The 22,420-nt window shown below is 57.8% G+C and carries 32 protein-coding genes and 1 pseudogene; 26 read left to right on the forward strand and 7 right to left on the reverse strand.

All coding sequences use genetic code 11. From position 1 onward, the window contains the following. Positions 1-307: pseudogene (locus JFT58_RS21335) on the reverse strand (hypothetical protein); the annotation flags it as partial. 370 nt (positions 308-677) lie between these two features. On the opposite strand from JFT58_RS21335, the gene JFT58_RS21340 reads away from it, so the two are divergent. The 4 genes from JFT58_RS21340 (at position 678) to JFT58_RS21355 (ending at position 2,208) form a co-directional block, all read left to right on the forward strand. Further along, positions 678-920, forward strand: coding sequence for a CopG family ribbon-helix-helix protein (locus JFT58_RS21340; RefSeq protein ID WP_054899089.1), 243 nt, complete (start codon positions 678-680; stop codon positions 918-920). Then, entirely contained in the window at positions 910-1,194 is a 285-nt protein-coding gene (locus JFT58_RS21345; RefSeq protein ID WP_054899088.1) for a type II toxin-antitoxin system RelE/ParE family toxin, read from the forward strand. The genes JFT58_RS21340 and JFT58_RS21345 overlap by 11 nt, the downstream gene beginning before the upstream one ends. 308 nt (positions 1,195-1,502) lie before the next feature. After that, positions 1,503-1,718 carry a hypothetical protein gene (locus JFT58_RS21350; RefSeq protein ID WP_198834565.1) on the forward strand — a complete coding sequence of 72 codons (216 nt, stop codon included), beginning with the start codon at positions 1,503-1,505 and terminating at the stop codon, positions 1,716-1,718. A 283-nt stretch (positions 1,719-2,001) separates the two neighbouring features. Then, on the forward strand, positions 2,002-2,208 hold the full coding sequence (locus tag JFT58_RS21355; RefSeq protein WP_052329190.1) for a helix-turn-helix domain-containing protein: 207 nt from the start codon (positions 2,002-2,004) through the stop codon (positions 2,206-2,208). A gap of 411 nt (positions 2,209-2,619) precedes the next feature. Here the strand turns inward: JFT58_RS21355 and JFT58_RS30385 are convergent, their stop codons facing one another. Then, complete coding sequence (locus JFT58_RS30385) at positions 2,620-2,889, reverse strand: DUF6555 family protein (protein WP_232914435.1); 270 nt, start codon at positions 2,887-2,889, stop codon at positions 2,620-2,622. 628 nt (positions 2,890-3,517) lie between these two features. Between JFT58_RS30385 and JFT58_RS21360 the strand changes: the two genes are divergently transcribed. Both JFT58_RS21360 and JFT58_RS21365 read left to right on the forward strand, forming a co-directional pair. After that, complete coding sequence (locus tag JFT58_RS21360) at positions 3,518-3,808, forward strand: hypothetical protein (protein ID WP_198834566.1); 291 nt, start codon at positions 3,518-3,520, stop codon at positions 3,806-3,808. Between the two features lie 1,062 nt (positions 3,809-4,870). Then, entirely contained in the window at positions 4,871-5,224 is a 354-nt protein-coding gene (locus tag JFT58_RS21365; protein WP_198834567.1) for a hypothetical protein, read from the forward strand. On the opposite strand, the gene JFT58_RS21370 is transcribed toward JFT58_RS21365, so the two are convergent. Continuing rightward, positions 5,216-5,425: a hypothetical protein gene (locus JFT58_RS21370; protein ID WP_014717577.1), complete on the reverse strand. Its 210-nt coding sequence runs from the start codon at positions 5,423-5,425 to the stop codon at positions 5,216-5,218. The two genes, JFT58_RS21365 and JFT58_RS21370, sit on opposite strands and share 9 nt — an antisense overlap. Before the next feature lie 83 nt (positions 5,426-5,508). Here JFT58_RS21370 and JFT58_RS21375 point away from each other — a divergent pair, with 83 nt between their 5' ends. Then, positions 5,509-6,189 (forward strand): SOS response-associated peptidase family protein, encoded by a 681-nt coding sequence (locus JFT58_RS21375; protein WP_198834568.1) that lies wholly within the window; start codon positions 5,509-5,511, stop codon positions 6,187-6,189. Here the strand turns inward: JFT58_RS21375 and JFT58_RS21380 are convergent. The 3 genes from JFT58_RS21380 to JFT58_RS21390 form a co-directional block, all read right to left on the reverse strand. Next, on the reverse strand, positions 6,186-6,980 hold the full coding sequence (locus JFT58_RS21380) for a DNA adenine methylase (protein WP_014717575.1): 795 nt from the start codon (positions 6,978-6,980) through the stop codon (positions 6,186-6,188). The two genes, JFT58_RS21375 and JFT58_RS21380, sit on opposite strands and share 4 nt — an antisense overlap. Before the next feature lie 157 nt (positions 6,981-7,137). Further along, positions 7,138-8,187: a phage portal protein gene (locus tag JFT58_RS21385; RefSeq protein ID WP_198834569.1), complete on the reverse strand. Its 1,050-nt coding sequence runs from the start codon at positions 8,185-8,187 to the stop codon at positions 7,138-7,140. Further along, positions 8,187-9,944 (reverse strand): terminase ATPase subunit family protein, encoded by a 1,758-nt coding sequence (locus tag JFT58_RS21390; protein ID WP_198834570.1) that lies wholly within the window; start codon positions 9,942-9,944, stop codon positions 8,187-8,189. Before JFT58_RS21390 ends, JFT58_RS21385 begins: the two co-directional genes overlap by 1 nt. A gap of 155 nt (positions 9,945-10,099) precedes the next feature. Between JFT58_RS21390 and JFT58_RS21395 the strand changes: the two genes are divergently transcribed. The 13 genes from JFT58_RS21395 (at position 10,100) to JFT58_RS21450 (ending at position 16,644) form a co-directional block, all read left to right on the forward strand. Continuing rightward, positions 10,100-10,930, forward strand: a complete 831-nt coding sequence (locus JFT58_RS21395; RefSeq protein WP_198834571.1) for a GPO family capsid scaffolding protein — start codon at positions 10,100-10,102, stop codon at positions 10,928-10,930. 40 nt (positions 10,931-10,970) lie between these two features. Further along, complete coding sequence (locus JFT58_RS21400; RefSeq protein ID WP_198834572.1) at positions 10,971-11,993, forward strand: phage major capsid protein, P2 family; 1,023 nt, start codon at positions 10,971-10,973, stop codon at positions 11,991-11,993. Positions 11,994-11,997: 4 nt separating this feature from the next. Further along, positions 11,998-12,699 (forward strand): phage terminase small subunit, encoded by a 702-nt coding sequence (locus JFT58_RS21405; RefSeq protein WP_103451536.1) that lies wholly within the window; start codon positions 11,998-12,000, stop codon positions 12,697-12,699. A gap of 104 nt (positions 12,700-12,803) precedes the next feature. Then, the gene (locus tag JFT58_RS21410; protein WP_198834573.1) at positions 12,804-13,265 is read left to right on the forward strand and encodes a head completion/stabilization protein; all 462 of its coding nucleotides are present in this window, start codon (positions 12,804-12,806) and stop codon (positions 13,263-13,265) included. Then, positions 13,265-13,477, forward strand: a complete 213-nt coding sequence (locus JFT58_RS21415) for a tail protein X (protein WP_103451534.1) — start codon at positions 13,265-13,267, stop codon at positions 13,475-13,477. The genes JFT58_RS21410 and JFT58_RS21415 overlap by 1 nt, the downstream gene beginning before the upstream one ends. A gap of 27 nt (positions 13,478-13,504) precedes the next feature. Beyond that, the gene (locus tag JFT58_RS21420) at positions 13,505-13,858 is read left to right on the forward strand and encodes a putative holin (protein ID WP_060549139.1); all 354 of its coding nucleotides are present in this window, start codon (positions 13,505-13,507) and stop codon (positions 13,856-13,858) included. A gap of 1 nt (position 13,859) precedes the next feature. Next, a complete protein-coding gene (locus tag JFT58_RS21425) occupies positions 13,860-14,138 on the forward strand; it encodes a phage holin family protein (RefSeq protein ID WP_198834574.1) in 279 nt (92 codons plus the stop codon). Next, entirely contained in the window at positions 14,135-14,980 is an 846-nt protein-coding gene (locus tag JFT58_RS21430; protein WP_198834575.1) for an N-acetylmuramidase domain-containing protein, read from the forward strand. The genes JFT58_RS21425 and JFT58_RS21430 overlap by 4 nt, the downstream gene beginning before the upstream one ends. Further along, a complete protein-coding gene (locus JFT58_RS21435; RefSeq protein ID WP_060549137.1) occupies positions 14,977-15,180 on the forward strand; it encodes a hypothetical protein in 204 nt (67 codons plus the stop codon). Before JFT58_RS21430 ends, JFT58_RS21435 begins: the two co-directional genes overlap by 4 nt. Continuing rightward, a complete protein-coding gene (lysB, locus tag JFT58_RS21440) occupies positions 15,177-15,620 on the forward strand; it encodes an Rz-like lysis system protein LysB (RefSeq protein ID WP_198834576.1) in 444 nt (147 codons plus the stop codon). Before JFT58_RS21435 ends, lysB begins: the two co-directional genes overlap by 4 nt. Next, positions 15,526-15,720 carry an Rz1-like lysis system protein LysC gene (lysC, locus tag JFT58_RS30390; protein ID WP_282389590.1) on the forward strand — a complete coding sequence of 65 codons (195 nt, stop codon included), beginning with the start codon at positions 15,526-15,528 and terminating at the stop codon, positions 15,718-15,720. Before lysB ends, lysC begins: the two co-directional genes overlap by 95 nt. Further along, positions 15,717-16,199: a phage tail protein gene (locus JFT58_RS21445; RefSeq protein WP_198834577.1), complete on the forward strand. Its 483-nt coding sequence runs from the start codon at positions 15,717-15,719 to the stop codon at positions 16,197-16,199. Before lysC ends, JFT58_RS21445 begins: the two co-directional genes overlap by 4 nt. After that, entirely contained in the window at positions 16,189-16,644 is a 456-nt protein-coding gene (locus JFT58_RS21450; RefSeq protein WP_198834578.1) for a phage virion morphogenesis protein, read from the forward strand. Before JFT58_RS21445 ends, JFT58_RS21450 begins: the two co-directional genes overlap by 11 nt. On the opposite strand, the gene JFT58_RS21455 is transcribed toward JFT58_RS21450, so the two are convergent. Continuing rightward, positions 16,641-17,345: a DUF2971 domain-containing protein gene (locus JFT58_RS21455; RefSeq protein WP_198834579.1), complete on the reverse strand. Its 705-nt coding sequence runs from the start codon at positions 17,343-17,345 to the stop codon at positions 16,641-16,643. The genes JFT58_RS21450 and JFT58_RS21455 overlap by 4 nt on opposite strands. A 184-nt stretch (positions 17,346-17,529) precedes the next feature. Here JFT58_RS21455 and JFT58_RS21460 point away from each other — a divergent pair, with 184 nt between their 5' ends. Genes JFT58_RS21460 through JFT58_RS21485 form a run of 6 tightly spaced genes read left to right on the forward strand, consistent with a single transcriptional unit; the run spans position 17,530 to position 22,341 of the window. After that, positions 17,530-18,108, forward strand: a complete 579-nt coding sequence (locus tag JFT58_RS21460; RefSeq protein ID WP_198834580.1) for a phage baseplate assembly protein V — start codon at positions 17,530-17,532, stop codon at positions 18,106-18,108. Beyond that, entirely contained in the window at positions 18,105-18,449 is a 345-nt protein-coding gene (locus tag JFT58_RS21465) for a GPW/gp25 family protein (RefSeq protein ID WP_014717558.1), read from the forward strand. The genes JFT58_RS21460 and JFT58_RS21465 overlap by 4 nt, the downstream gene beginning before the upstream one ends. Beyond that, entirely contained in the window at positions 18,446-19,357 is a 912-nt protein-coding gene (locus JFT58_RS21470; RefSeq protein ID WP_198834581.1) for a baseplate assembly protein, read from the forward strand. The genes JFT58_RS21465 and JFT58_RS21470 overlap by 4 nt, the downstream gene beginning before the upstream one ends. After that, positions 19,357-20,058 carry a phage tail protein I gene (locus JFT58_RS21475; protein WP_198834582.1) on the forward strand — a complete coding sequence of 234 codons (702 nt, stop codon included), beginning with the start codon at positions 19,357-19,359 and terminating at the stop codon, positions 20,056-20,058. The genes JFT58_RS21470 and JFT58_RS21475 overlap by 1 nt, the downstream gene beginning before the upstream one ends. Next, the gene (locus tag JFT58_RS21480; RefSeq protein ID WP_198834583.1) at positions 20,055-21,941 is read left to right on the forward strand and encodes a phage tail protein; all 1,887 of its coding nucleotides are present in this window, start codon (positions 20,055-20,057) and stop codon (positions 21,939-21,941) included. The genes JFT58_RS21475 and JFT58_RS21480 overlap by 4 nt, the downstream gene beginning before the upstream one ends. 55 nt (positions 21,942-21,996) lie before the next feature. After that, positions 21,997-22,341 carry a phage tail assembly chaperone gene (locus tag JFT58_RS21485; protein ID WP_198834584.1) on the forward strand — a complete coding sequence of 115 codons (345 nt, stop codon included), beginning with the start codon at positions 21,997-21,999 and terminating at the stop codon, positions 22,339-22,341. The last annotated feature ends 79 nt before the right edge of the window (positions 22,342-22,420 follow it).

Genomic DNA, 22,420 nt, shown 5'->3' on the forward strand with positions numbered 1-22,420 from the left:
TTGCCGCTGGACCCTCTTCCCAAGTTTTCGCTGATGCCGCCATTGCAGCCATAGCTTTTGCCGCTGGACCCTCTTCCCAAGTTTTCGCTGATGCCGCCATTGCAGCCATAGCTTTTGCCGCTGGACCCTCTTCCCAAGTTTTCGCTGATGCCGCCATTGCAGCCATAGCTTTTGCCGCTGGACCTTCTTCCCAAGACCGGACGATTTTAGCCAAGGGAGCGGAGTTCAAAAGATCATCCGCATTGCTACCCAACGTAAAACTGGCTTTCTTCTGGCCGTCCGGGGGACACGTTTCTTCGTCGCTCATCTGTGACTCCTTGCTAGCAGTCCACTGCTAGATGACGGTACTAGATACACCATGGCGACCAAGGGCCGCGTATTTTGACGATCGTAGCCAGAGATAATGATGTAGTCCATTCAAGGATTGATATCGTCTAGCAAGAATGCAAAGCGCGGACAAGCAACGACTATTCAGCGACATGCTCTGGCAGATGAGTTGCAGACGACGATGAACGAACAATGAACAGATGCAGTTGCCGGAACACGGTCTCCCGGCTTCGAAGCGACAGAGGAAAAAAGACCGAATCACTTGCAGATACATCGCGCGACGACCTGATGATTCAAGCCAACGCCCCAAGCGGTAAGATGCCCCACAACCGTCCATAATAGAGACTGCCATGGCTGGGATATCCCTAAACCTACCGGAAGATCTGTCCAACTCTCTCACCGACCTTGCCAAAACCAACGGCCAGACAGCGAGCTACCTGGCGATGGACGTTCTTCGCGACTACATCGCGCATGAAAAAACGCTGACCGCTCAAATTGAGCAAGCGGTAAAGGAAGCCGACGAAGGCAAATTCGCCACCGTTGACCAAGTGGCCGCCATGCGCGCCAGGCGCTGGAGCAAAAATGCAGATTGAGTGGCTTGAAAAAGCACTCAAAAATCTGGAAGACGAAGCAAACTACATTGCTCTCGAAAATCCCAAGGCGGCCGACGACTTCTCCGTCGCCATGTTCGCCAGCGTCGACAAACTCACTCACTTTCCCTCAATGGACCGTGAAGGTCGGGTTAAACAGACTCGGGAATGGGCAGTACCCAACTGGTCTTATCTGACCCCCTATCGGGTACGCGGTGATCGCCTACAAATACTCGGCATATTTCATACGCGGCAGCGCCCTCGTTCAAACTGGTAATGAACACAGAACACGCCTCCCCGACACCCAAGATCCATCCCTGATAAACTGCGCCCCATTCGCCTCGCTGAATCAGATCCCCATGTCCCTACAAACCGCCCCACTCTCCCGCCGCTTCTCCGTCGCCCCCATGATGGATTGGAGCCACTAACTCTACAGGCCTTTAAATACGTGCTATGTAGCGAACCATAAATATGTACGTACCACTTCTGTACCACTCCCCTGCAAAGGACGGCAGTTCTTCGCACGTATCGGCTCCGCGAATATCCGCTGCTATGCTTAAAGCTTTAGGAACCAGGGCGATATTGATGGCGAGCGAATACTCACTAGCGGATGTGCTGGAAAGGATGTATGAGAACCAACTGGCGTTAGAGGCGGCAGTAATGGAACTGGTGTTATGGACAGAAGAGCGTGGCGAATTGACGACTGGTGGAAACGTCCGTGGCGCCCTTCAAACGCTTGGTGAGAATGCAGGCCACATCAAACAAGGCTTAGCCAAGCTGAAGAAGCCGGATCGCCCGTAAAAATTTTTCGCCAATGCGGAAGGATACTCCAACGTACCGGGCATTCGAATCTCTCCTTCACCGCCAAATTGATAAAACGCAAACCCCTGATTTTCCTGGAGAAAATCGGGGGTTTGTGGTTTTTGGCGTCTCAAAAAAGCCTCCATGGGACCACCATGGGACTGGCGCCCTGTTTTGGTGCGTAAAGGGCGTGTTGGCCAACCCTAGATTTCGATTGAAAAAGCGGGATTATTTGGCGTTTGATGCTAATCGCTCGCGTGATCTCCAATCGAAAGGAAGGGGTATGGACGGAATAGGCAGGCGGCTTAGAGAGGAGCGCGTTCGACTCGGCTACACCCAGGCTGCTTTTGCTGCATTGGGCGGGGTTTTGGTGAATGCTCAGGGAAAATATGAGCGTGGGCTGCGCAGTCCCAGTGCTCTATATCTCGCCCGATTGGCTGAGATAGATGTCGATGTGATTTACATCTTAACCGGACGATGTAAACGTTAGCTTGCTAATAGTAGGGAATATCGTAATCCGTGATGGCATAAAACTATCAATTAAGCGCTCGTTTGAATTTTCAATTCTGCTTTCTTGAAAATACACCGTAATTGGTCAATCTTACATGTCTAGTCACTTAAGGATGGAGCCGTCATGACTGCCAAACAAGCGAGCCGTAATTGCGCAAAATGCAAAAAGCCGTATGACCCCTCTACAGAAGCGGAGCCCACTTACATGGTTTCCACTACCTCAGATCTACTTTGCCCTAAGTGCAAGCGGAAACACTCGGCGCAGATTGTGAACACTGCACTGCGCAACAACGTAGAGAAAATGTGCATGCTCGCGGGCCACCGCAAATAATAGCGTCAGCGGATAGACAAGGTGATCTATTCATATGAGTGTACTGTTTGTTTCGTGCATTTATTCGGGTGGCGGAGGAATGTAGGGCTTTGGCTGGAATGGTACGTCTCCGGACGGCCGCCATCTTACGTTTTCAAGCCCGTAGCGCTCGGCGAGCGGTTTGCTTATACGTTTAAGCTTATCATTACGTGACCGCGGAATGATGCCTATTCCCGCATCGCAGCAAGCCCAGTGCCATGCCTCCGCATTATTCATTACTTCGCTTCGTATGATGAAAGACCTGGTTGCATGGTGGATTTCATATTCGATGATATATAAGCAATTTTTCATATTTAGCTCCCTCTGAGTTTTTTGTTATTTGGTCCGAGAGAACGTTCAGATTTTTTTCTTGTACATGGTGTGCCGTTTCGTATAAATATTGATTTCGCAGGCTTTACTGTGCCGTCCGTCGGCAGCGTGCGGAAAAAAGTAAACTCATGGGGGATTTTCTATTTCTTACTAGTGAGCCTGTTCCCTCAGCAGTCTCTAAGTAAAACTCCTGTCTTGCCCGTACTCAGTACGGGCTTTTTTACTGTGTGCTCAATGGTTATGAATAAGTCAGACGAAGTTGCGCGTGCTGTTCATAAGTGTGATCACCCCTATATACGCAAGGGCTACTATTTGGGCTTAGATCCAGAGGAGTACGTGTGCATGTGTTGTGGAAAACAGCGAAAGCCTGAGCAGTGGGAGGATTTTGCGTCTCGGCGTACACCGCCTGCTGGAATGCTCAACGGACCGAAGCGCCATCAGCCTTTGGCTGTTATAGGGCGCTGCTAGTAACGCGTCCTATGTTCAATGGCCCCCTACATCAAGGCCCGCTCCGGCGGGCTTTTTTGCGGTTGGCGGAAACCAGACCCCGGGAGCCTGGTCTACCATTATCCTTGATAACGGCTGAGCATGATCGCTAAGGACGAGCGACGTGTCGCTCCCCATCACTGCACGGCAGATGAATGCGCTCAGGGCGCTGCAACGCAAGGACCCGGACCTGGGCGAGCTCGCCACCGCCATCGCGCTGGCCTTCGATGCGACGAAGGTTGAGAACCCGCAGATGGCGCGATTGATCCTGGAAAAGACCTGCCGTCGCATGATCGCCCGGCAACCCGGCAGTCATGAAGCAATGATTCAGCACCTGGCGACCTTCGGGAAATTGAATTGTCTGACACCGGCGCAGGTCAGTGACTTTATCGTTCGAGTCAGAAGGCACGCTTGATGTTGCGCCATGGTACTGATCGCCAATGCCTGTCGCCCCGATTCCAACGTCTCATCTAAACGTGAATATCTGACGCTGTGTGCGCGAGAGTGTGTGCGCGTGAGCGCAAAGGTCGTGAGTACTGCGCAATGCCGCACAAAGTCTCAAAAGCAGCCCGCCATGACCCCTCTCGCGTTTTCATGTTGACCCACGGGAAAGAGGTTAGGAGGGTTAGTTTTTTTCAGAGCGCCTTGAAAGCCTTGTTTGTTATGGCTTTTCGAATGGTTTGCAAGGTTAGCTTTTGGGTTAGGTCTGGTTATTTCCTAACCTTTAATAGCGTTAAATATTCAATATATTAATTCCTTTAAAAACAATAGGTTACGGATTACTAACCTTTAACCTAACCCAACCTAACCCATCAAAGTTAGGTCTCAAGCCCAACAAACACGGGCCTTCCGAGTCACAACACCCCCCTCAAAAAAAAACTAACCTTTTTCCCGAGGCACCTACTGAATTCAGTTGTGTGTGAGTGCTTATGAGCGTTGCTGAAAACATCCACCTTCGCAGGATTTCGCAGGTTTTCTGCACCCTCTAAAACGCCGAGCAAGCCCCCAGCCTACGCCGTCGAGAGTGGTACGCGGGTGCGCAGAAAAAACGACCTATTTAGCCCGCAGGCGAGGTGGGGGGACGACGGCGCGCGCCAGGTGCAGACCATCCTACAGACCGCCTGTAGCACGTCACTCCCCCGGCCTGATGTGGCACGCCAGTTCCCCGAGCCGTAGCCGTGCCAGTAGGGCCGGCGACATGTCCTGATGCGGCCGAGCTACGGCACGCCAGTCAATACGTCGGGATACGGTCACGCCCCGTATTTATTGACTGAAACGTCGCTTCCGGTTGTTGTGACACCATGAAAATGCTATGTTGAAATGGGTTTTTTCATGTCGTAGAAGCCCAAACTTTCATCCTTCCCCTGCTCACTTTTCAGCTCTCCGACCCCACTTCCGCCTACAGCTCGTCGGCTCAAATCGCGGCGCATTTAAACCTCGATTACTGTACGCACATACAGCTATTGAGATTCCCGCTATGAACGTTGACATGGACACCGATGATTGGCTCGGTTGCCCCACTCCACTTGAGATGTACCAGCACCAATGCTCAATCCTCGTAGATGAGCTGGTGGAGACAGAGCGCATGCTGCGTCGAGCGCGGGAGAATATCGCTGGCTTGGTGCAGATGAATGACCTGCTGATGGCAGGCAAGGCGGATGCGAAAGAGAGGTTGGCAGCGGCTGAAGAAAAGATCAGCATGCTGGAACAGCAGTACTCGTTTGCCTCAGTGCAAAGCGTGAAGATTATTACCGGGCAACGAGACCATTTGCTCAGGGAGAATCAGCGACTGCTGGTCGAGCTTAGCGTTTACAAGCAGCCATTAGCCTAACTCGTCGGCATAGGCCGCTACTGCTTCCTCAGTCAGCTCCCGCCACTCACCTTCGTTGATCAGTCCCTTGTGCTTGAGGTCGTCAGCCAGGGCGAGCCGCGTTTCGTATCGCTCCTCGGGGGTGGCCGATATAAATGCGGGATCGTTACGCAGCGCAAACCACGCCTCCATTGCGTTCACCTGATCAATGTTGATCGCCACGACGAATACCTCGAGCCAGTGTCTACAGTGTAGAGATTGGCCGGGGACCGGCTGTTCATCGGCGCCGACGAGCGGAGATGCTTATGTGCGGGAGACTTTCGCAGTACCGGGGAATCCACGACTTTGTTGCAGCGCTGAGTATGCCCAATGCTCTGGCGAACTCCGTGGGTGATCAGCCGATAGAGCGCTACAACGTCGCGCCGACAACTACGGTTGCGCTGCTGCACCTGCAGGGCGACCTGCTACACGCTGATCCGGTGCGCTGGGGGTGGAGGCCGCATTGGGCGAAAGACCGCGCCGCGCCGATCAATGCCCGCGTGGAGAAGGTAGCCCACGGCCCGTTCTTCCGGGCGATCTGGCCACATCGTGCAATCACGCCTATCGACAACTGGTTTGAGTGGGTAGATGAAGGCGGACCCAAAAAGCAGCCCTACCTGATCCGTCGGCGGGATGGTGCGCCGATATTCTGTGCGTCCATCGGCCAGATGCCTGACCCCGATGAAGGACCAGGCGAGCATGACGGCTTCGTGATTATCACCGCCGATAGTGCCGGCGGCATGGTGGATATTCACGACCGAAGGCCCGTGGTGTTAACCCCGGACCTGGCCCGCGAATGGTTGGACCCGGCAACGCCAAAGGAACGCGCCGAGCAGATGGTGTTGCACCAGGGCGAACCCGCCGAGGCCTTTGAGTGGTTCAAGGTTGACGTCGCGGTGGGCAACGTGAAGAACAAACAGGCCGGTTTGATCCGGCCCTTGATTTAGAAAAGTCCGCCGAAGGCGTTCGGCTCCCAGTTCATGATCACCAGCTCGCCGGTAACTTCGGCCTTCGCCTGGCGTTGATTGGCCGTGCTGTATCGAATATCCACCGTTTCGAAGTGGAACCCCTCAAACACCCGCCTGATATCGGGGTGATCGTTGATGCTCACCATCACCTTGCCCTTGCAACGCCGCATGAACTCGGCCATCCGCTCGTAGTTTTCGAAGGGGAAGTCCACGCCATAACCGGCGGTCTGCCAATACGGTGGGTCCATGTAATGGAAGGTATGTGGCCGGTCGTAGCGCTCGGCGCACTCAAGCCACCCGAGATTCTCGACGTAGGTGCCGGACAATCGCTGCCAAGCTGCAGACAGGTTCTCCTCGATCCTCAGCAAGTTAATGGCCGGCCCCGTGGTGGCGGTGCCGAAGGTTTGTCCACTGACCTTGCCGGCGAAAGCATGGTGCTGCAGGTAAAAAAACCGAGCAGCGCGCTGGATATCGGTAAGGGTTTCCGGCCGGGTCATCTTCTGCCACTCAAACACCTGCCTGGAGCTGAGCGCCCACTTGAACTGGCGCACGAACTCTTCCAGGTGGTTCTGCACGACGCGGTACAGAGTCACCAAGTCGCCGTTGATATCGTTGAGAACTTCAACCGGCGCAGCCTGGGGACGCATGAAGTAAAGCGCGGCGCCGCCAGCAAAAACCTCGACGTAGCATTCATGGGGTGGAAACAGTGGAATTAGACGATCTGCCAGGCGGCGCTTGCCACCCATCCACGGGATAATTGGTGTGCTCATAAGTGATCCTTGTTTTGAAAATTGGATTCGCTTAGGCTTCGCACCCCCTGCGCAGTGGGGCGGGGCCTTGGTTGGAGCACTCGGCGTGTTCGAGTGATTCAGCGTCGAGCGAGTGTTAGCGCACCAGCTCGTCGCCTCGTTTACTGCGCAGGGGGTTTTATGCCCCTACGGGAATTTCGTATGGCTTGAAGCGCACGACCTCCTCCCCGAGCCATTCATTCACTTGCGCCATGCGCGCTTGAATCGGCTCCAGCTCATTGGCCGCATAGATCTGCGCCGCTTCCCTGATCGACCCAAACCCACCCGCGTTCTGCGGCACGATGCCCATCAGTTGCGGCGGAATGCGCAAGCTGGCCAGCACGTCGTCGCGGGTCTGATTTTTGATCGAGTTGAATTCATCCTTGGCTGTGACTTCGCTGACAGGGATGATCTGCAGCCCGTCTTTTTTGCCGTTAGGCGAATACACAAACAGGTTGCGGAAGTTGCCAGGCCCCTTGGAGTCCTTCAGCGCTTTGCGTAGCGAATCGACGTCCGCTTCGTTCTGTGCGGCGTCGGTCATGTAGAGAATGAAACCGGCATGACTGCCATTCTCGTAATACTTGCGACGAAACAGAGTGGCTGACTCGTTCAATAGGGCCGATTGCAAAGCGCTGATCCACTCGGGCAGGCCGTACACTTCCTGATGCAGATCCGCCTCCCGCAGATGAAAGACGGTGCCCGGTTCAAATTCGTGCTCCTCTTTCCAGCCCTGGACCATGAACTGCCGGCCGTCCTTGCCCGAGCGCATGTACTTCGCCAGCGGCGGTACCAGCTCGCGCACCGGGCCGAGCATCGAGCGCCGTCCTTCCAGATAGCCGTTACCGAGACACAGGAAGTCCAGGGCGAACTGCTCAAACGCTGCCCGCGACAGCAATCGGTGTGGAATGAAGGTTTTGCTCAGCAAATTGCGCTTGAACATCAAACCGGAATGCAGATGCACGCTGGAACCCACCGACCGTGCCAGACCATCAAGGGACAAGGGCGGCTCATACCACCGTCCGTTAAACCAGCACTCCAGATAATCGAACACCTCCCGGCCACTCAGCACTGGTGACGGATCGCCGAAGCTGAATGCCTCCATCTTGCTGTCACTGCGAGGGATAAACTCCTGAGTACCCACGGTAGGCACCTGGGCCAACTGCTTGGTGTTTCTGCGGCGGTTCGACATCAAAAAATCTCCATCCGCCCGGTGTTGGCAGAGGTCTGCCCCTCCAGCGGTTCGTTGTGCAATGCGTGAAAAAGCGCCCACGCCAGGTCGGCGTGGCCGGTGTTGTCGTTGCGGCCGGCGGTGTACGTGAATTGGCGACCGCCTGCGGTGATGGTCTTGCGGATCGCCATCAACGATTGCGCCATGTCGGTCCAGCCGGCGTCGAACTCCAGCCGGCCCCGGTGGATCACGTCGTAAGCCTTCAGCACCAGGCGCGTCTTGACCTCGGGCGAATAGCTGAACGTGGTGACATTGGGAAAAAATTGCCGCACCAGTTGCGCCACGCCGCTGCCCAGGCCAGTGACGTCGATCCCGATATACGTCACCCAGTAGCGGTCGCAGACAGCTTTAATCACGCTGGCCTGCGCCGCGAAGTCCATCCCACGGAACTGGTGACGTTCCAGCACCCGGAACTTGCCGCCCGGTACCAGCGGCGGCGCGACCACCACCAGGCCGGAGCAGTCGCCAGTTTCCGCAGGGTCATAGCCCACCCACACTTGGCGATCACCGAATGGGCGCATCGCAAACGGCTTGTAGTCCTCGGCCCACTCGACCCAACTGTCGACCATGCACGGCTGCAGCACCGTCAGCGGAAAGATGCTCGCGCCGTCGTCAACGAACTCGCACATCAGCAGGTTGGCAAACGCCTCGGGACTGTACTCGCGGCGCAGCTCCTCAATGTCGAACAGGTCGCAACCGCCCTGCTCGGCGTCGAGGATGGTGACGATCTGGCGCCACAGCCGGTCTTCGCAGAACCGGCCTTGCTGGAGCGCGCCGTGGGAAACATCGACCTTGGTGTGTTGCGCCGCTGGCTTGCCTTTGTTGAAACGTTCGCCAGTCCAGAACGTATAGGCTTCGTGGGCCATGGTCGACGGCGTCGAAAAGTAGGTTTTTCGCCACTTCTTGTGCATCGCCATGCCGGAGGCAACCTTGTTCAGCTCCTCAAACTTGAACGTCCAGAAGAACTCATCGAAGTAGAAATTACCGTGGTAGCCCTGGGCCGTGCGTGCGTTGGTACCGAGAAAAAACAGTTCGGCGCCATTCGGCAAGACGATAGGGTCACCGGTCAGCTCAACGCCGATGACTTCGCGGGCAAATGCTTGGATGTACCCACGAAACAGGTACGCCTGGTTTTTCGAAGCCGACAGGAAGATCTGGTTACGCCCGGTCTCCAGCGCATCAATGAACGCCTCGCGGGCAAAGTAGTAAGTGGCGCCGATCTGCCGGCTTTTGAGGATGACGCGAGTGCGCTGGTTTCCCGCCCGGTGCCAATCCTTCTGGTAGTCGAAACACCCATCGATAAACGCTTCGCGCAGCAGCTCGATCTGGTCTTCGCTGATGTCGTTTTTCGGCGTCTTTTTCTTCGGCCCTTCGTTGCGTTTGGCAAGGTTGGGGTTGAGTTCGGTTTCGGTACCGCCGCCCTGGAAACGCTGAATGCGCGCCTGGCGCTCCAGCTGGCGGTGCAGAAGATCAATTTCCTTGAAGTCTCCGCCGCTCTTGCCTTCCTTGAGGATCAGTTGCACCAAACGCGCTTCCAGCGCACCGCCGATCCGCTCGACGTTGTCGGCCCGGTCCCACTCGTCGCGAGCCTTCCAGCTGTGTAGCGTTTTTTCCTTTTCGCCCGTAGCCTCGGCAATCTCGCAGATACGCCAACCCATCCAATAGAGGAACTTGGATTGGCGTCTGGGATCGATGGGGAGCAGTTCGGTCGTATTCATGGCCGCGATGCTGCCGCTCTGGCCTGCGACTCAGTAGCGCCGCCCCTTGTAGCCCCGCCCTCTACAATCCCGTCCCGTTGCCGCAACTCGCGCGCGTCACGACCATGCCCCTCATTGCAACGCACTTAGCGCCCAACGCATTGAGGATTCCCGGCATGAAGAAATTTCGCAGTAATTGGTTCCGTGTCGCCGTCGAGGGCGCTACCTCGGACAAGCGCACCATCAAACGCAGTTGGCTGGAACAGGCGGCGAAAAACTTCAACCCTTCCACATACGGCGCCCGAATCTGGCTGGAGCACTTCCGCAGCTTGCTGCCAGACAGCCCGTTCAAAGCCTACGGCGACGTGCTCGCGGTCAAGACCGAAGAAGTAGAAATCAACGGTCAGAAGAAGCTGGCCCTTTTTGCCCAGGTCGAGCCAACACCCGACCTGATCGCCATGAACAAGGCCAAGCAGAAGATCTACACCTCGATTGAAATTGACGACAGCTTCTCGGATACCGGCGAGGCGTACATCGTCGGCCTGGCGGTGACCGACTCTCCTGCCAGCCTGGGCACCGACGTACTGTCTTTCTCTGCGCAGAAGCCCGAATCCAGCCCCTTCAAAGACCGCCACTACTCGGCGACGTCGATGTTCACCGAGGCAGTGGAAACCGAGCTGCAGTTTGAAGAAGTCGAAGACAAGCCCGGCCTCGGCGCCCAGCTTTTCAGCAAGGTTCAGGCGCTGCTGGGCGGCAAGCAGGCGAAGGACGATGCCGAGTTTGCCCAGATCGGCCAGGCCGTTGAAGCGATTGCCGACCACGTCAAAGACCTGCCGGATCAACTCGCCGCCGAGAAGAAATTCTCCGGCGAACTGAATACCAAAGTCGAGCAGCTCAGCAAAGACCTCGTCGAGCTGAAAACTACCCTCGGCAACACGCAAGACCACTCCCAAACCCAGCGCCCACCGGTAACCGGCGGCGGCAAACAAGCCCTGGCTGAATTCTGACCTGCGGCCTCAACCGCCCAGCCCACTATCGGAGACACCCATGCGTAACGACACTCGAAAACTCTTCACTGGCTACCTCGCCCAGGTGGCACAGATCAACGGCGTGGAATCGGCCACCGCTACGTTCAGCGTGGACCCGACTATCCAGCAGCGCCTGGAAACCAAGATTCAGGAATCCAGCGAGTTCCTGACCAAAGTCAACGTCATCGGCGTCGACGAACAGGAAGGCGAAAAGGTCGGCTTAGGCGTCGGCGGCACCGTTGCCAGTCGTACCAACACCAAGGTCAAGAAGCGTGAGCCAAGCAGCATTGGCACCCTGTCCAGCGACAAGTACCGAGCTGAGCAGACCGACTTTGACACCTACGTCAGTTACAAGCAGCTCGACGCTTGGGCGAAGTTCCCGGACTTCCAGACTCGCCTGGCCAGCGCAATTGCCCAACGTCAGGCGCTCGACCGTATCCAAATCGGTTTCTACGGTACTTCGGCCGCTGAACAAACCGACCGCACCGCGCACCCGTTGCTGGAAGACGTCAACATCGGTTGGCTCCAGCAATACCGCACTCACGCACCTGACCGCGTGCTGAAAGAAGGCGCCGTCGCCGGCAAGATCACCATCGGTAAAACCGGCGACTTCAAAAACATCGACGCCCTGGTCTACGACGCCATTCAGTTGCTCGACCCTTGGTACCGCCGTAACCCTGGTTTGGTGGTACTGACAGGCCGAGAGTTGGTGCACGACAAGTTCCTGGCCCTGGTCAACAAGGACCAAGACGCGACCAATACCCTGGCGAGCGACCTGATCATCTCGCAGCGCCGCGTCGGTGGCCTGCCGCTGTACGAAGTGCCGTATATCCCGGAAGGCACCATCCTCATCACCACCTTCACCAACCTGTCGGTGTACTGGCAGATCGGTGGGCGCCGCCGCTACCTCAAAGAGGAGCCAGAGTGGAACCGCGTCAGCAACTTCGAATCGTCGAACGAGGCTTACGTGGTGGAGGAATACGGCCTTGGTTGCCTGCTGGAAAACATCACCCCAGTCGAAGAAGCCGGCAGCGAGGGTTAACCCCATGGCACTCAGCATCGCCCAAGCCCACCAGCGCCGCGCTCGCGCGGCCATGGAGGCGGCAAAAACAGCACCGCAGCAATCCATGGCCGGTGCCACAGCCTACGAGCATCAGTTGAATCAGCTGCTGCAAGACCGCTTGCGCTTGAAGGCCATCCAGTCCAACGAAGGCAAGGCTGCGCTCAAGCTGCAGCTGCTGCCTGAGTACATCCCGTATGTCGAGGGCGTGCTCCAAGCGGGCAACGGCGCTCAGGACGACGTTATGACCACTGTCATGGTCTGGCGCGTCGATGTTGAGGACTACAGCGGCGCGCTGGACATCGCCGACTACGTCCTCAAGCACAAGCTGATCATGCCGGACCGCTTCGAACGCACTACTGGTTGCCTAGTGGCGGAGGAAATCGCCACCGCCGCGCTGAAAGCGCAGAAGGCCAACGGCAGTTTCGACTTAGCGATCCTGCACCGCACGGTTGAACTGACCGAAGCCGAGGACATGCCCGACCAAGCCCGCGCCAAGCTGTTCCTGGCAACTGGCCGCGCCACCTTGCACGGCATCAGCGCCGAAGAGCCTGGTCAGCCTGGACAGATTCAGGCCGGTATCGACCTGCTCAAGCGCGCCATCGAGCTACACGACGGCTGCGGCGGTAAGAAAGATTTGGACGGCGCCGAACGCCTCCTGAAAAAACACGCTGCCACTGGCAGCTAACCGAGCGTCCCCACGCACCCCGCCGGCTCGGGGCGGATCGGCCAGGCCGCTCCTCCTGAACGTGAAGCCCCGACCACCGGCGACCTATTTTCGAGTGCAGTCTCATGAGCGCATTTGTTGCCAGCGGCACCGTCGCCAGCGGCCACATAAACACCGACCCGTTCTGGCCGTCGATTGATCTGGACAACCTGCGGGCCACCCTGCGCATCGACTCCAGTGTCACCCCGGCCCGTCTGGAAACCGCCGTGATCGCCGCTGCCATCAACCTCAACCGCGAACTGAGTGACTGGCGCAATGCTCAACAGGCGGCTGGCTACGCCACGCTGGCAGATGTCCCAGGTGATCGGATCAAGGACGTATCGGTAAAGGCCCACCTCTACCGTCGTGCCATCGAAGCCGGTACGGGTGCCGAGGTGTGCGAGCGTTATCGCGACTACAGCGCTACCAATAGCGGGAACAGTAAAGCCGAGGAAACCGCCCCTACCATCGACGACTACCGCCGCGATCTGCGCTGGGCAGTCCGGGATTTTCTCGGAAAAAGCCGCACCACCGTGGAGCTGATCTGATGCCCGTCACCATCCGCGCCAACCAAAACGAAACCGTCGACGCGCTGTGTTGGCGGTATTACGGCCGAACCGCGGGCGTCACCGAAGCGGTGTTACAGGCGAACCCCGGCTTAGCTGACCACGGCCCCGTCTTGCCACACGGCCTCCCCGTCAACATGCCCGAAGCCCAAACCAGCGCGCCCCAACGGCAGATGGTGAACCTATGGGACTGACTCCCTGCAACCAAGGAAACCCACACCATGGCTGATCCGACTTCCAGCGCCGTGACCGGCCTGCTTATGGGCCTGGGCCTGGCAACCGTGACGCCGATTATCGACGGCGAGGCGCTGTTTGGCGCAATCCTCGGCGCATGGCTGGTGACCAGCACCAAGCATGACCTCAAGGTCTGGCAGCGGCTGGGCTCGCTGTTTCTGTCGGCCGGCGTGGGCTATCTGTTCGCGCCGATGGCCCTGCAAGCCCTCCCGTTCATCACCAGCGGCGGCGGTGCATTTGTCTGCGCCTTGGTGGTCATCCCGATCAGCATCAAGCTGATGGTGTGGGTGGAAAAAGCGGACATCTGGGACATCTGGCGTCGCATCCGAGGGGGCAGCTGACATGCCAAACATCGAACTGGCCGTGCAACTGATCACGGCAATCGCCTACTTGCTGAGCGCCTTCCGGTTGGCCTGCTACACCCGAGGCGCATCCCGGTACCGGCGCAGCATCTCACTACTCGCCAGCCTGTTCGGCTCCGCGCTGTGCATCTGCGGTCTGGAAATTCTGCTGTACCGCCAGCCCACCAGCCTCTGGCAAGCCGTCTCCATCGCATTGCTCTGCACCCTGATTTTCCGTTCACGCGGCAACGTCGCCGCCCTGCTGAGGCCCAGCGCATGACCACCACCCTTCGCCACGGCGACCGCTCGCAGGCGGTGCTAATCCTGCAAAAGAACCTCAACAGGCACGGCGCCAAGCTGGTGCCTGACGGTCACTATGGTGACGCCACAGAGACGGCCGTCCGCGCGTACCAGGTGAAAGTTGGTCTGGTCGCCGATGGCGTCGCCGGCACCAAGACCCAGGCCAGCCTGGCCGGCGGTGACTGCGCCCAGTTGCTTCGCAACAGCGACCTCGTCGCCGCAGCCGAACGCCTGGACGTGCCGCTGGCAAGCATCTATGCGGTCAACGAAGTCGAGTCCAAGGGCAAAGGCTTCCTCGACAACGGCAAGCCCGTGATCCTGTTCGAACGGCACGTTATGTACCGCCAGCTCGCCAAGGTTCGACACACCGGCGATGACCCCGCAGAAATCAAGCGCCATGCCGATGAACTCGCCGCGACCAACCCCGCCCTGGTCAACCCGAAGGCCGGTGGTTATATCGGCGGTACCGCCGAGCACCAACGCCTGGCCATGGCCCGTCAGATCGACGACACGGCCGCACTTGAATCCGCATCCTGGGGCGCTTTCCAGATCATGGGTTATCACTGGGAGCGCCTTGGCTACGCGAGCGTGCAGGCCTTCGTGGCGGCGATGAGTGCCGGCGAATCGCAACAGTTCGACGCTTTCACGCGCTTCATTGAAACCGACCCGGTGCTGCACAAGGCGCTGAAAGCCCGCAAATGGGCCGAGTTTGCCCGGCTCTACAACGGGCCGGATTACCTGCGGAATCTTTACGACACCAAGCTGCAGCGCGCCTATGAACGGCACGCTGGCTGTGAGTGTGGACAAGGGGTGGCGGCATGATTGACTTCGAAGCAGTGAAAAAACTCCGCGTGCGGGACGGGGATCTGCTGGTGGTCCCGGAATCGACCGAACAAGACGACATGCTTCGGCTGGCCGAGTGCATCCAGCTGATGAACAACGCCAGGGCCGTGATCGTACGCGGCCCGATCAAGCAGCTCGACGCCGCAGCCATGAACAAACTCGGCTGGTACCGCGCGTGAGCCCCCTGCGCCAGGCCCTGTACGGCATTGCCCTGATCGGTGCCCTGGCGCTGCTGATCTGGGGCCAGCAACAGCGCATCAATACCGCCGAAAGCCAAACAGACCTGGCAAAGAGTGCGGCCAAGACGGCCCGCGAAGATGCCGACCGCAATCTGGCGACCGCTACCACGCTCACCGCCACCCTGAAGCAAGAGCGCGAAAACCAGTCAGCTCTGCGCGTCCAACAGGATCAACTGCGCCTGGCCCTGGCAAAGCGCGCACGAACCATAGAGGAACTGAAACGTGAAAACGACGAACTACGCGACTGGTCTGCTCAGCCTTTGCCTGACATTGCTCGCCGGCTGCGTGAACGCCCCGCCCTCACCGGCGCCGCAGCTTACCGTGACTGGCTGTCCGGCCGTGGTGCCGTGCCAGTTGCCGGCGACAAGCCCAGCCAATAACGGCGACCTACTCACCGACGAAGACCGCGCCGAAGCCGCCTGGGCCGATTGCGCCGCCCAGGTCGACATGGTCTACAAACACCAGCAGGCCCACCCATGAACAAGCCCGAGAGCCTGCGCGCTCACCTGTTGACCACCGTTGCCGAGCTGCAGCACAACCCCGACCTGTTGCTGATTTTCATCGACAACGGCAAGGTGCGCTGCACCGCTGCGGCAACCCTTTCTTTTGAGTACAGATACGATCTGCAGGTCATCTTTACCGCCTTCGCGGGGCACCCTGACAGCGTGATGCTGCCCGTACTGGGGTGGATCAGCATCAACCAACCGGAGCTGCTCGAAAACTACGAAAAAATGCAGAACGGTATTCAGTTCGAAGCCGACATTCTCGACAAAGATAAGGTTGATCTCGGCCTCACATTGCGCCTGACAGAGCGGGTAGTCGTAGGCACGGATGCTCAAGGCAACACGACCGTGAAGCATGCCGGCGAGCCGCAGCGAGTGGCAGGTTACCTCGATCCGAATTGGGTGCCAGGTTCCCAGGGCAACGCCAGCGAATGGGTAGTGCCTGATGACAAATAAGCTGGAAGCGTTGGAGACCTGGGCATCTGGCCTGTTGGAGCAGCTCCAGCCAGCCGCCCGCAATCAACTCGCCCGCACCATCGGCCAGGAACTGCGGCGCAGCCAGCAAAAGCGGGTACTGACACAGCAAAACCCGGATGGCAGCAAGTTCGCACCACGGAAAAAGAGGAACTTGCGCGGCAAGCAAGGCCGCATCCGGCGCAAGGTTGAGATGTTCAAAAAGTTGCGTACCGCGACCTACATGAAAGCCCGAGGCGACAGCAACGCCGTGACCGTGGGTTTCACTGGCCGGATCTCCCGTATCGCCAGGGTTCACCAGTTCGGATTGAAGGACCGTGCGGAGCGTGACGCGCCCGAAGTGCGCTACGAACAGCGTGAAGTGCTGGGATTCACTGATTCGGATATTGATTTAATCCGAGATAGAATACTTTCCCACCTAAGCTAGAGGTCCTCGATACTCAAGACGTCGTCTTCAATTTCGTAGCCTTTGGGCTTTTTGTACAACACTGATCGGGCTACTTTCCCTTTAAAACCCAGCTTAGATTTAAAGTAAAAAGTGAAAGCATCAACGAGCTCGTCCGAGGCGCGAGGATCCAAAAGTATTGACTTAATGAAGCGATGAGGATCAACAGGTATGGTTATGCCTTTTTTACCGTCTGCTTTTATTTCCGAAGGGCAGTACAGAGTGGCTCGCCATTCATCTTCATGCTCAAAGGCTTCTCGTTTTACGTAAAGCATATCAACAGCACCACCAATGTTGAATACCGTTCGCAGACTCGCCGCCACATATTTCGCTTTGTTATTAAGCCTGATTTGAGAGACATATTCGACTTGCCTCAAGCGATATTTATAACCCTTCCCTTGGATACCGACCCTTATTATCTCCCTGAATTTTTCTATACTGGTGGAAATTCGCACTCCCATCCCATCTTTCGAATAAATTCGCCATAACGCGTCTGAGGTATGTGTACTGCTCCAACACTGCCCAAAAACCGCATGATCTTTCGAATGCTTTATTAGTTGTTCATAGGGATCATCCCAAGTGCTTGGGTTTGCAAAATAGAGTTCTTTCTTTTCAAACAATTGAACTACGCGCGCAAAATCCATTATCCGATAAAGCTGGGTGGTTTTTTTTCCCACTACCATGATATTCCCCGTTTAGACATTGCTCCTCGTGGAATCATAGCGGGGACAAGGTGATGAAAGCCATTAATATGCCATCGCGTTGAAGTCCTAAAAAACTGGGCCATTTGTTAAAGCGCCGTGTAACCGGCCGGTTTACAAGGCGAACAAGCTGCACTCCTACGCGCGCAACGCCACCATCGGCGCCATGAACAACCTAGCCGCCCTCGCCCGCCTGCTCGAAAACCTCATCCGCTTCGGCGTCATTGCCGCCGTGCAGATGGAGCCTCCGCGCGTGCAGGTAACAACCGGAAAGCTGACCACCGCCTGGCTTCCCTGGCTCGCATTGCGCGCCGGAGCTGACCGCGAATGGGACCCGCCCACTATCGGTGAACAGGTGATCCTGCTTAGCCCTTCGGGCCAGCTCGCCAACGGGATCGCCGTGACTGGCGTATTCAGTGACCTCGTCCCGGCCAACGGCAACCGCCCAGGCCTCCACCGTCGTACCTACTCCGACGGCACGGTGATCGAATACGACAGCGAGGCCCACCACCTCAACGCCACGTTGGCCGACGGCGGCACCACCAACCTGATCAGCACCGGCGGCATCAACCTGGTCGGCGACATCACGCACCAGGGCGACTACAACCAAACCGGCAATCAGACCGTCACCGGTCGGGTTGACGTGTCGATTGACGTGGTTGCAGCAGGCGTCAGCTTGGTCACACACCCGCACGGCGGCGTCAAGGCCGGCGGCGACCAGTCGGGAGTACCCATCCCATCATGAATCGACATACCGGCGGCGCCATCAGCGAGCGCGAGCACATCAGTCAGGCGATCACCGACATTCTCACCACCCGCATTGGCACGCGTGTAATGCGCCGCGAATACGGCAGCTTGGTGCCCGAGCTGGTGGACCACCCCTTCAACGACGTCAACCGTCTGCGCGTTTACGCCGCCACGGTCATGGCGCTTATGCGCTGGGAAACCCGCATCAGCCTGAGCCGCGTGCAGTTCGCGGGAGCGAACATGCAGGGCCAGGCCTCGATTGATCTGGAGGGCACCGTGGTGGACACCAATGAGCCGCTGAGCCTCAGCGTGCCCCTGCAGCTGGGAGGCAGTGTATGAACAGTTTCGCCGCCATCGACCTCAGCCAGCTGCCGCCGCCGCAGATCGTCGAGCAAATCGACTTCGAACAGATCCTGGCCGAACGCAAGGCCTATGCAGTCAGCCTGTGGCCGGTCGAAGAACAGGCTCAAATTTCCGCACGCCTGGCGCTGGAGTCGGAACCGCTGACGAAGTTGGTACAGGAGAACGCCTATCGCGAAACCGTGTGGCGTCAGCGGGTCAATGAGGCGTGCCTTGCCAACCTACTCGCCACAGCCCGTGGCACTGACCTGGAACAGTTGGCTGCCAACTTCAACGTCAAGCGTCTGGTGATCCAGGAAGGCAATCCATCGGCCGTGCCGCCTATGCCAAGACTTATGGAGAGCGACGACAGCCTGCGCGAGCGTGCGCAAATGGCCTGGGAAGGTTTGAGCACAGCCGGCCCGCGCAATAGCTACATCTTCCACGCCAGGGCTGCGGACGGTCGCGTGGCCGATGCCACCGCTGAGAGCCCGTCGCCCGCAGTGGCGGTGGTGACGGTGCAATCGCTTCTCGGCGATGGCACCGCTTCCCCTGACTTGCTCGCTCTGGTCAACACCTACCTCAGCGATGAAGATCGCCGGCCGGTAGCCGACCGTTTGCTTGTCCAGGGTGCGGATATTCTTAAATACCAGATCAAAGCCAAGCTCTACCTGCTCTCCAGCGGGCCGGAGTCGGAACCGATCGTTGCTGCCGCCGAGCAGCGTTTATTGGCTTATGTCCACCAACGGCGTCGCTTGGGCATGGAGGTCTCAGAATCTGCCGTGCATGCCGCGTTGCATGTAGAGGGCGTGCGTAAGGTCGAGCTGGAAGACTGGGTCGATATCGTCGCGACCAAAGCACAGGCGCCCTTCTGCACCGAAGTCAACGTCATCCGAGGCGCCGAATGATGGGTGGGCAGCAGCTGCTACCTGGGAACTCCACACCGCTGGAGCGCACGGCCGCGCAGGCACTAGCACAGATCAAGCGAGTACCAATCCCTCTGCGTCAGCTCTGTAACCCGGACACCTGCCCTGTTGATCTTCTGCCCTACCTGGCCTGGGCTTTTTCGGTCGACCGCTGGGACAGTAAGTGGACCGAAGCGGCGAAACGCACCGCCATCCGGTCATCCCATTACATCCACTCCCGCAAAGGCACCATTGGCGCACTGCGCCGCGTCGTGGAGCCGCTCGGCTACCTGATCGAGGTGCTGGAGTGGTGGCAGACGACCCCCGAAGGCGTTCCCGGCACGTTCGCTCTGAAGGTCGGAGTGCTGGAAACCGGCATCACCGAAGAGATGTACCTGGAATTGGCCTGGCTGATCGACGACGCCAAGCCAGTCACCCGTCATCTGACGGGCCTGGCCATCAGCCTCGAAACAACCGGTGGCATGAACATTTTCGCCAGTACCTACGACGGCGATGAGATCGACATCTACCCCCCAGTCTTTCGCGACATCGTCACCACCGGCGTTATCGGCGCACCTGGGCGCGAACACTCCATCGACACCCTCGATATCTATCCGCCGATACCAGGCGCTATTGGCCTTGCGTGCTACATCGGCGTCGCGGGTCGTGAACATTCCATCGACACATTGGACATCTATCCATGATCAATCCGAACTCTCAGTTTTTTGCGATTCTCACGGCTATTGGGGAAGCCAAACAGGCCAATGCAGACGCGCTCGGCATTCCCTGGAAGCTGACGGAAATGGGCGTCGGTGACGCAAACGAAACCAACCCAATACCAGACCGCAATCAAAAGAAGCTGATCAACGAGCGTCGCCGCCGGCCGCTGAACAGGCTGATGATTGACCCGGCCAACAAAAATATTCTGATCGCTGAACAGATCATCCCGGCAGAAGAAGGCGGATGGTGGATCAACGAAATCGGACTCTACGACGCTGACGGCGACCTGGTCGCCGTGGCGAACTGCGCGCCTACCTACAAATCCCTGATGTCCCAAGGCTCCGGTCGGACGCAGGTGATACGTATGAATTTCATCGTATCCAGCGCGGCGAATGTGGTGCTGATGATCGATCCGGCGGTGGTGCTTGCCACACGCAAGTTCGTGACGGACTCCATCACTGACGCCATCAATCAGCAGGATGTGAAGCAGTCGGTGCTGGTAGCGACCACTGGCCCAGTAGTCCTGGCCGGTGCGCAAACCATTGACGGCGTGGCAGTCCCGGTAGGTTCGCGGGTACTGGTGAAGGACCAGGCCCAGGGCAAAGACAATGGCTTGTACCTCACCACCGCCGAAATCTGGACCCGTACAGCGGATGCCGATATCGGCGCGGAGGTGACACCTGGTTTGTTGGTTCACGTTGAGCGCGGCGCAGCAAATGGCGACACGCTCTGGCACCTGGTCACTGACGCGCCCATCGTCCTGGGCACGACGCCTCTAACGTTCCAGTGGGCAGGAGGGCAGAACGCGCCAACGCCGCCGGTTAATGACCGCTCTAAACGGGTAACCAACACCGAGGCAGTGCGAAACCAAATCGAGAGCGCGCTCCAGCAGTACCCGGTGCACGTCTTCCGCAAGAACCGGCTGATCAATGGCGCGTTTCAGATTTGGCAGCGAGGCAAGTCAGGCGTCGTTGGAAAAGCCAACGGTGATCCCGAAAGCTTGTTCGGCCCGGACCGCTGGATGATTTACAGTCCAAAGAACGCCACCTGCAATTGGAGCCAACTGCCGCTCGAGCAGGACGCCAATATCAACGAAGCAAAGTTTGCCCTGAGACTCTCGCGGCAAGGTGAAGGCAATGGCTGGAATCTCAGTCAGCGCATCGAGAACGTCGAAACATTGGCCGGCGGGAAGGTCACCGTCTCGTTTTATATGAAAACCAGCGTTCCACATACGTGTGCGGTGATTCTTCGCCAGAACTTTGGAGTGAACTCAACCGAGCCGAACGTCGATGTGGGCACCTCGGTGGAGCTCACAACGGTATATAAAAAATACGTCGTCACCCTCGACCTGGGCGGTGTGGTGAACAAGAACAAGGGCGTCGCCAATGACTTCCTGGAAGTTATCTTGGCCAGCGGAGGAGCCGGTGCCTACTACACGGACATTACCAACGTCCAGATCGAGTCCGGCAGCGTGGCGACGCCTTACGATTACAGGACGCACCAGGAGGAGTACCGCGCATGCCTGCGCTACTTCGAAAAGTCTTTCCTGCAGGATCACCCGTTGAAATCCAACAACGGTCCGGGGACCTGTATTGCCACCTTCACGCAATCCGCAGCAGCACAGGCCTCGCAGTCAGCGCTGCGTATGGACTTCCGAGAAGTGAAGCGCGTTGTTCCTACGCTGAAGCTGTTTTCACCTGGTGAAAGCTCGTCGGAGATCTGGGCACAGTCGGCCGTAAAACCCTGCACTCTGACGAATATCCAAAGCTTGTGGTCGACAGGCTTTTCGCTTTCATGCCTACCACCGGCAGGGTCTATCCCTGGCTATACCCTACAAATCGAGTGGACCGCCGACGCGGAACTTTGAGGTGACGACTATGAATGCAACCGTGTACAGATTCACCCCAGCCGGCGTCCGTCGAATGAGTGACCATGTGTTCATCCCGGAAGATATGGGCAACAAGGACTGGGTGACGTACTTGGAGTGGGTAGCCGATGGTGGACAAACATTGCCCAAGTCGACCGTTGAAGAAGCGGCCAATGAAGAGCGGCGATGGCGAGACCTGGAACTTCAAGGTGTCGCGTGGCTACGTGAACGCCACCGGGATCAGGCCGAGCTGGGTTCAGACACAACGCTCAGTGCAGACCAATACAGCGAACTGCTGACCTACATGCAGCAACTGCGCGACTGGCCCCAATCTGTCAGCTTTCCTGATGCCAGCAAGCGCCCAGTACCGCCAGGCTGGATCAAGGACCAGGTTCAATAAAACTCCCCCTGTAAACGCGGCCCCTACAAGGTGCCGCGCTCGCCCAGCCGGCGCGCGCGCGGCAACCTCTGCACTGTCA

The organism is Pseudomonas sp. MF6767, assembly GCF_016405475.1.
In the GTDB taxonomy this organism is placed as follows: domain Bacteria; phylum Pseudomonadota; class Gammaproteobacteria; order Pseudomonadales; family Pseudomonadaceae; genus Aquipseudomonas; species Aquipseudomonas paracarnis.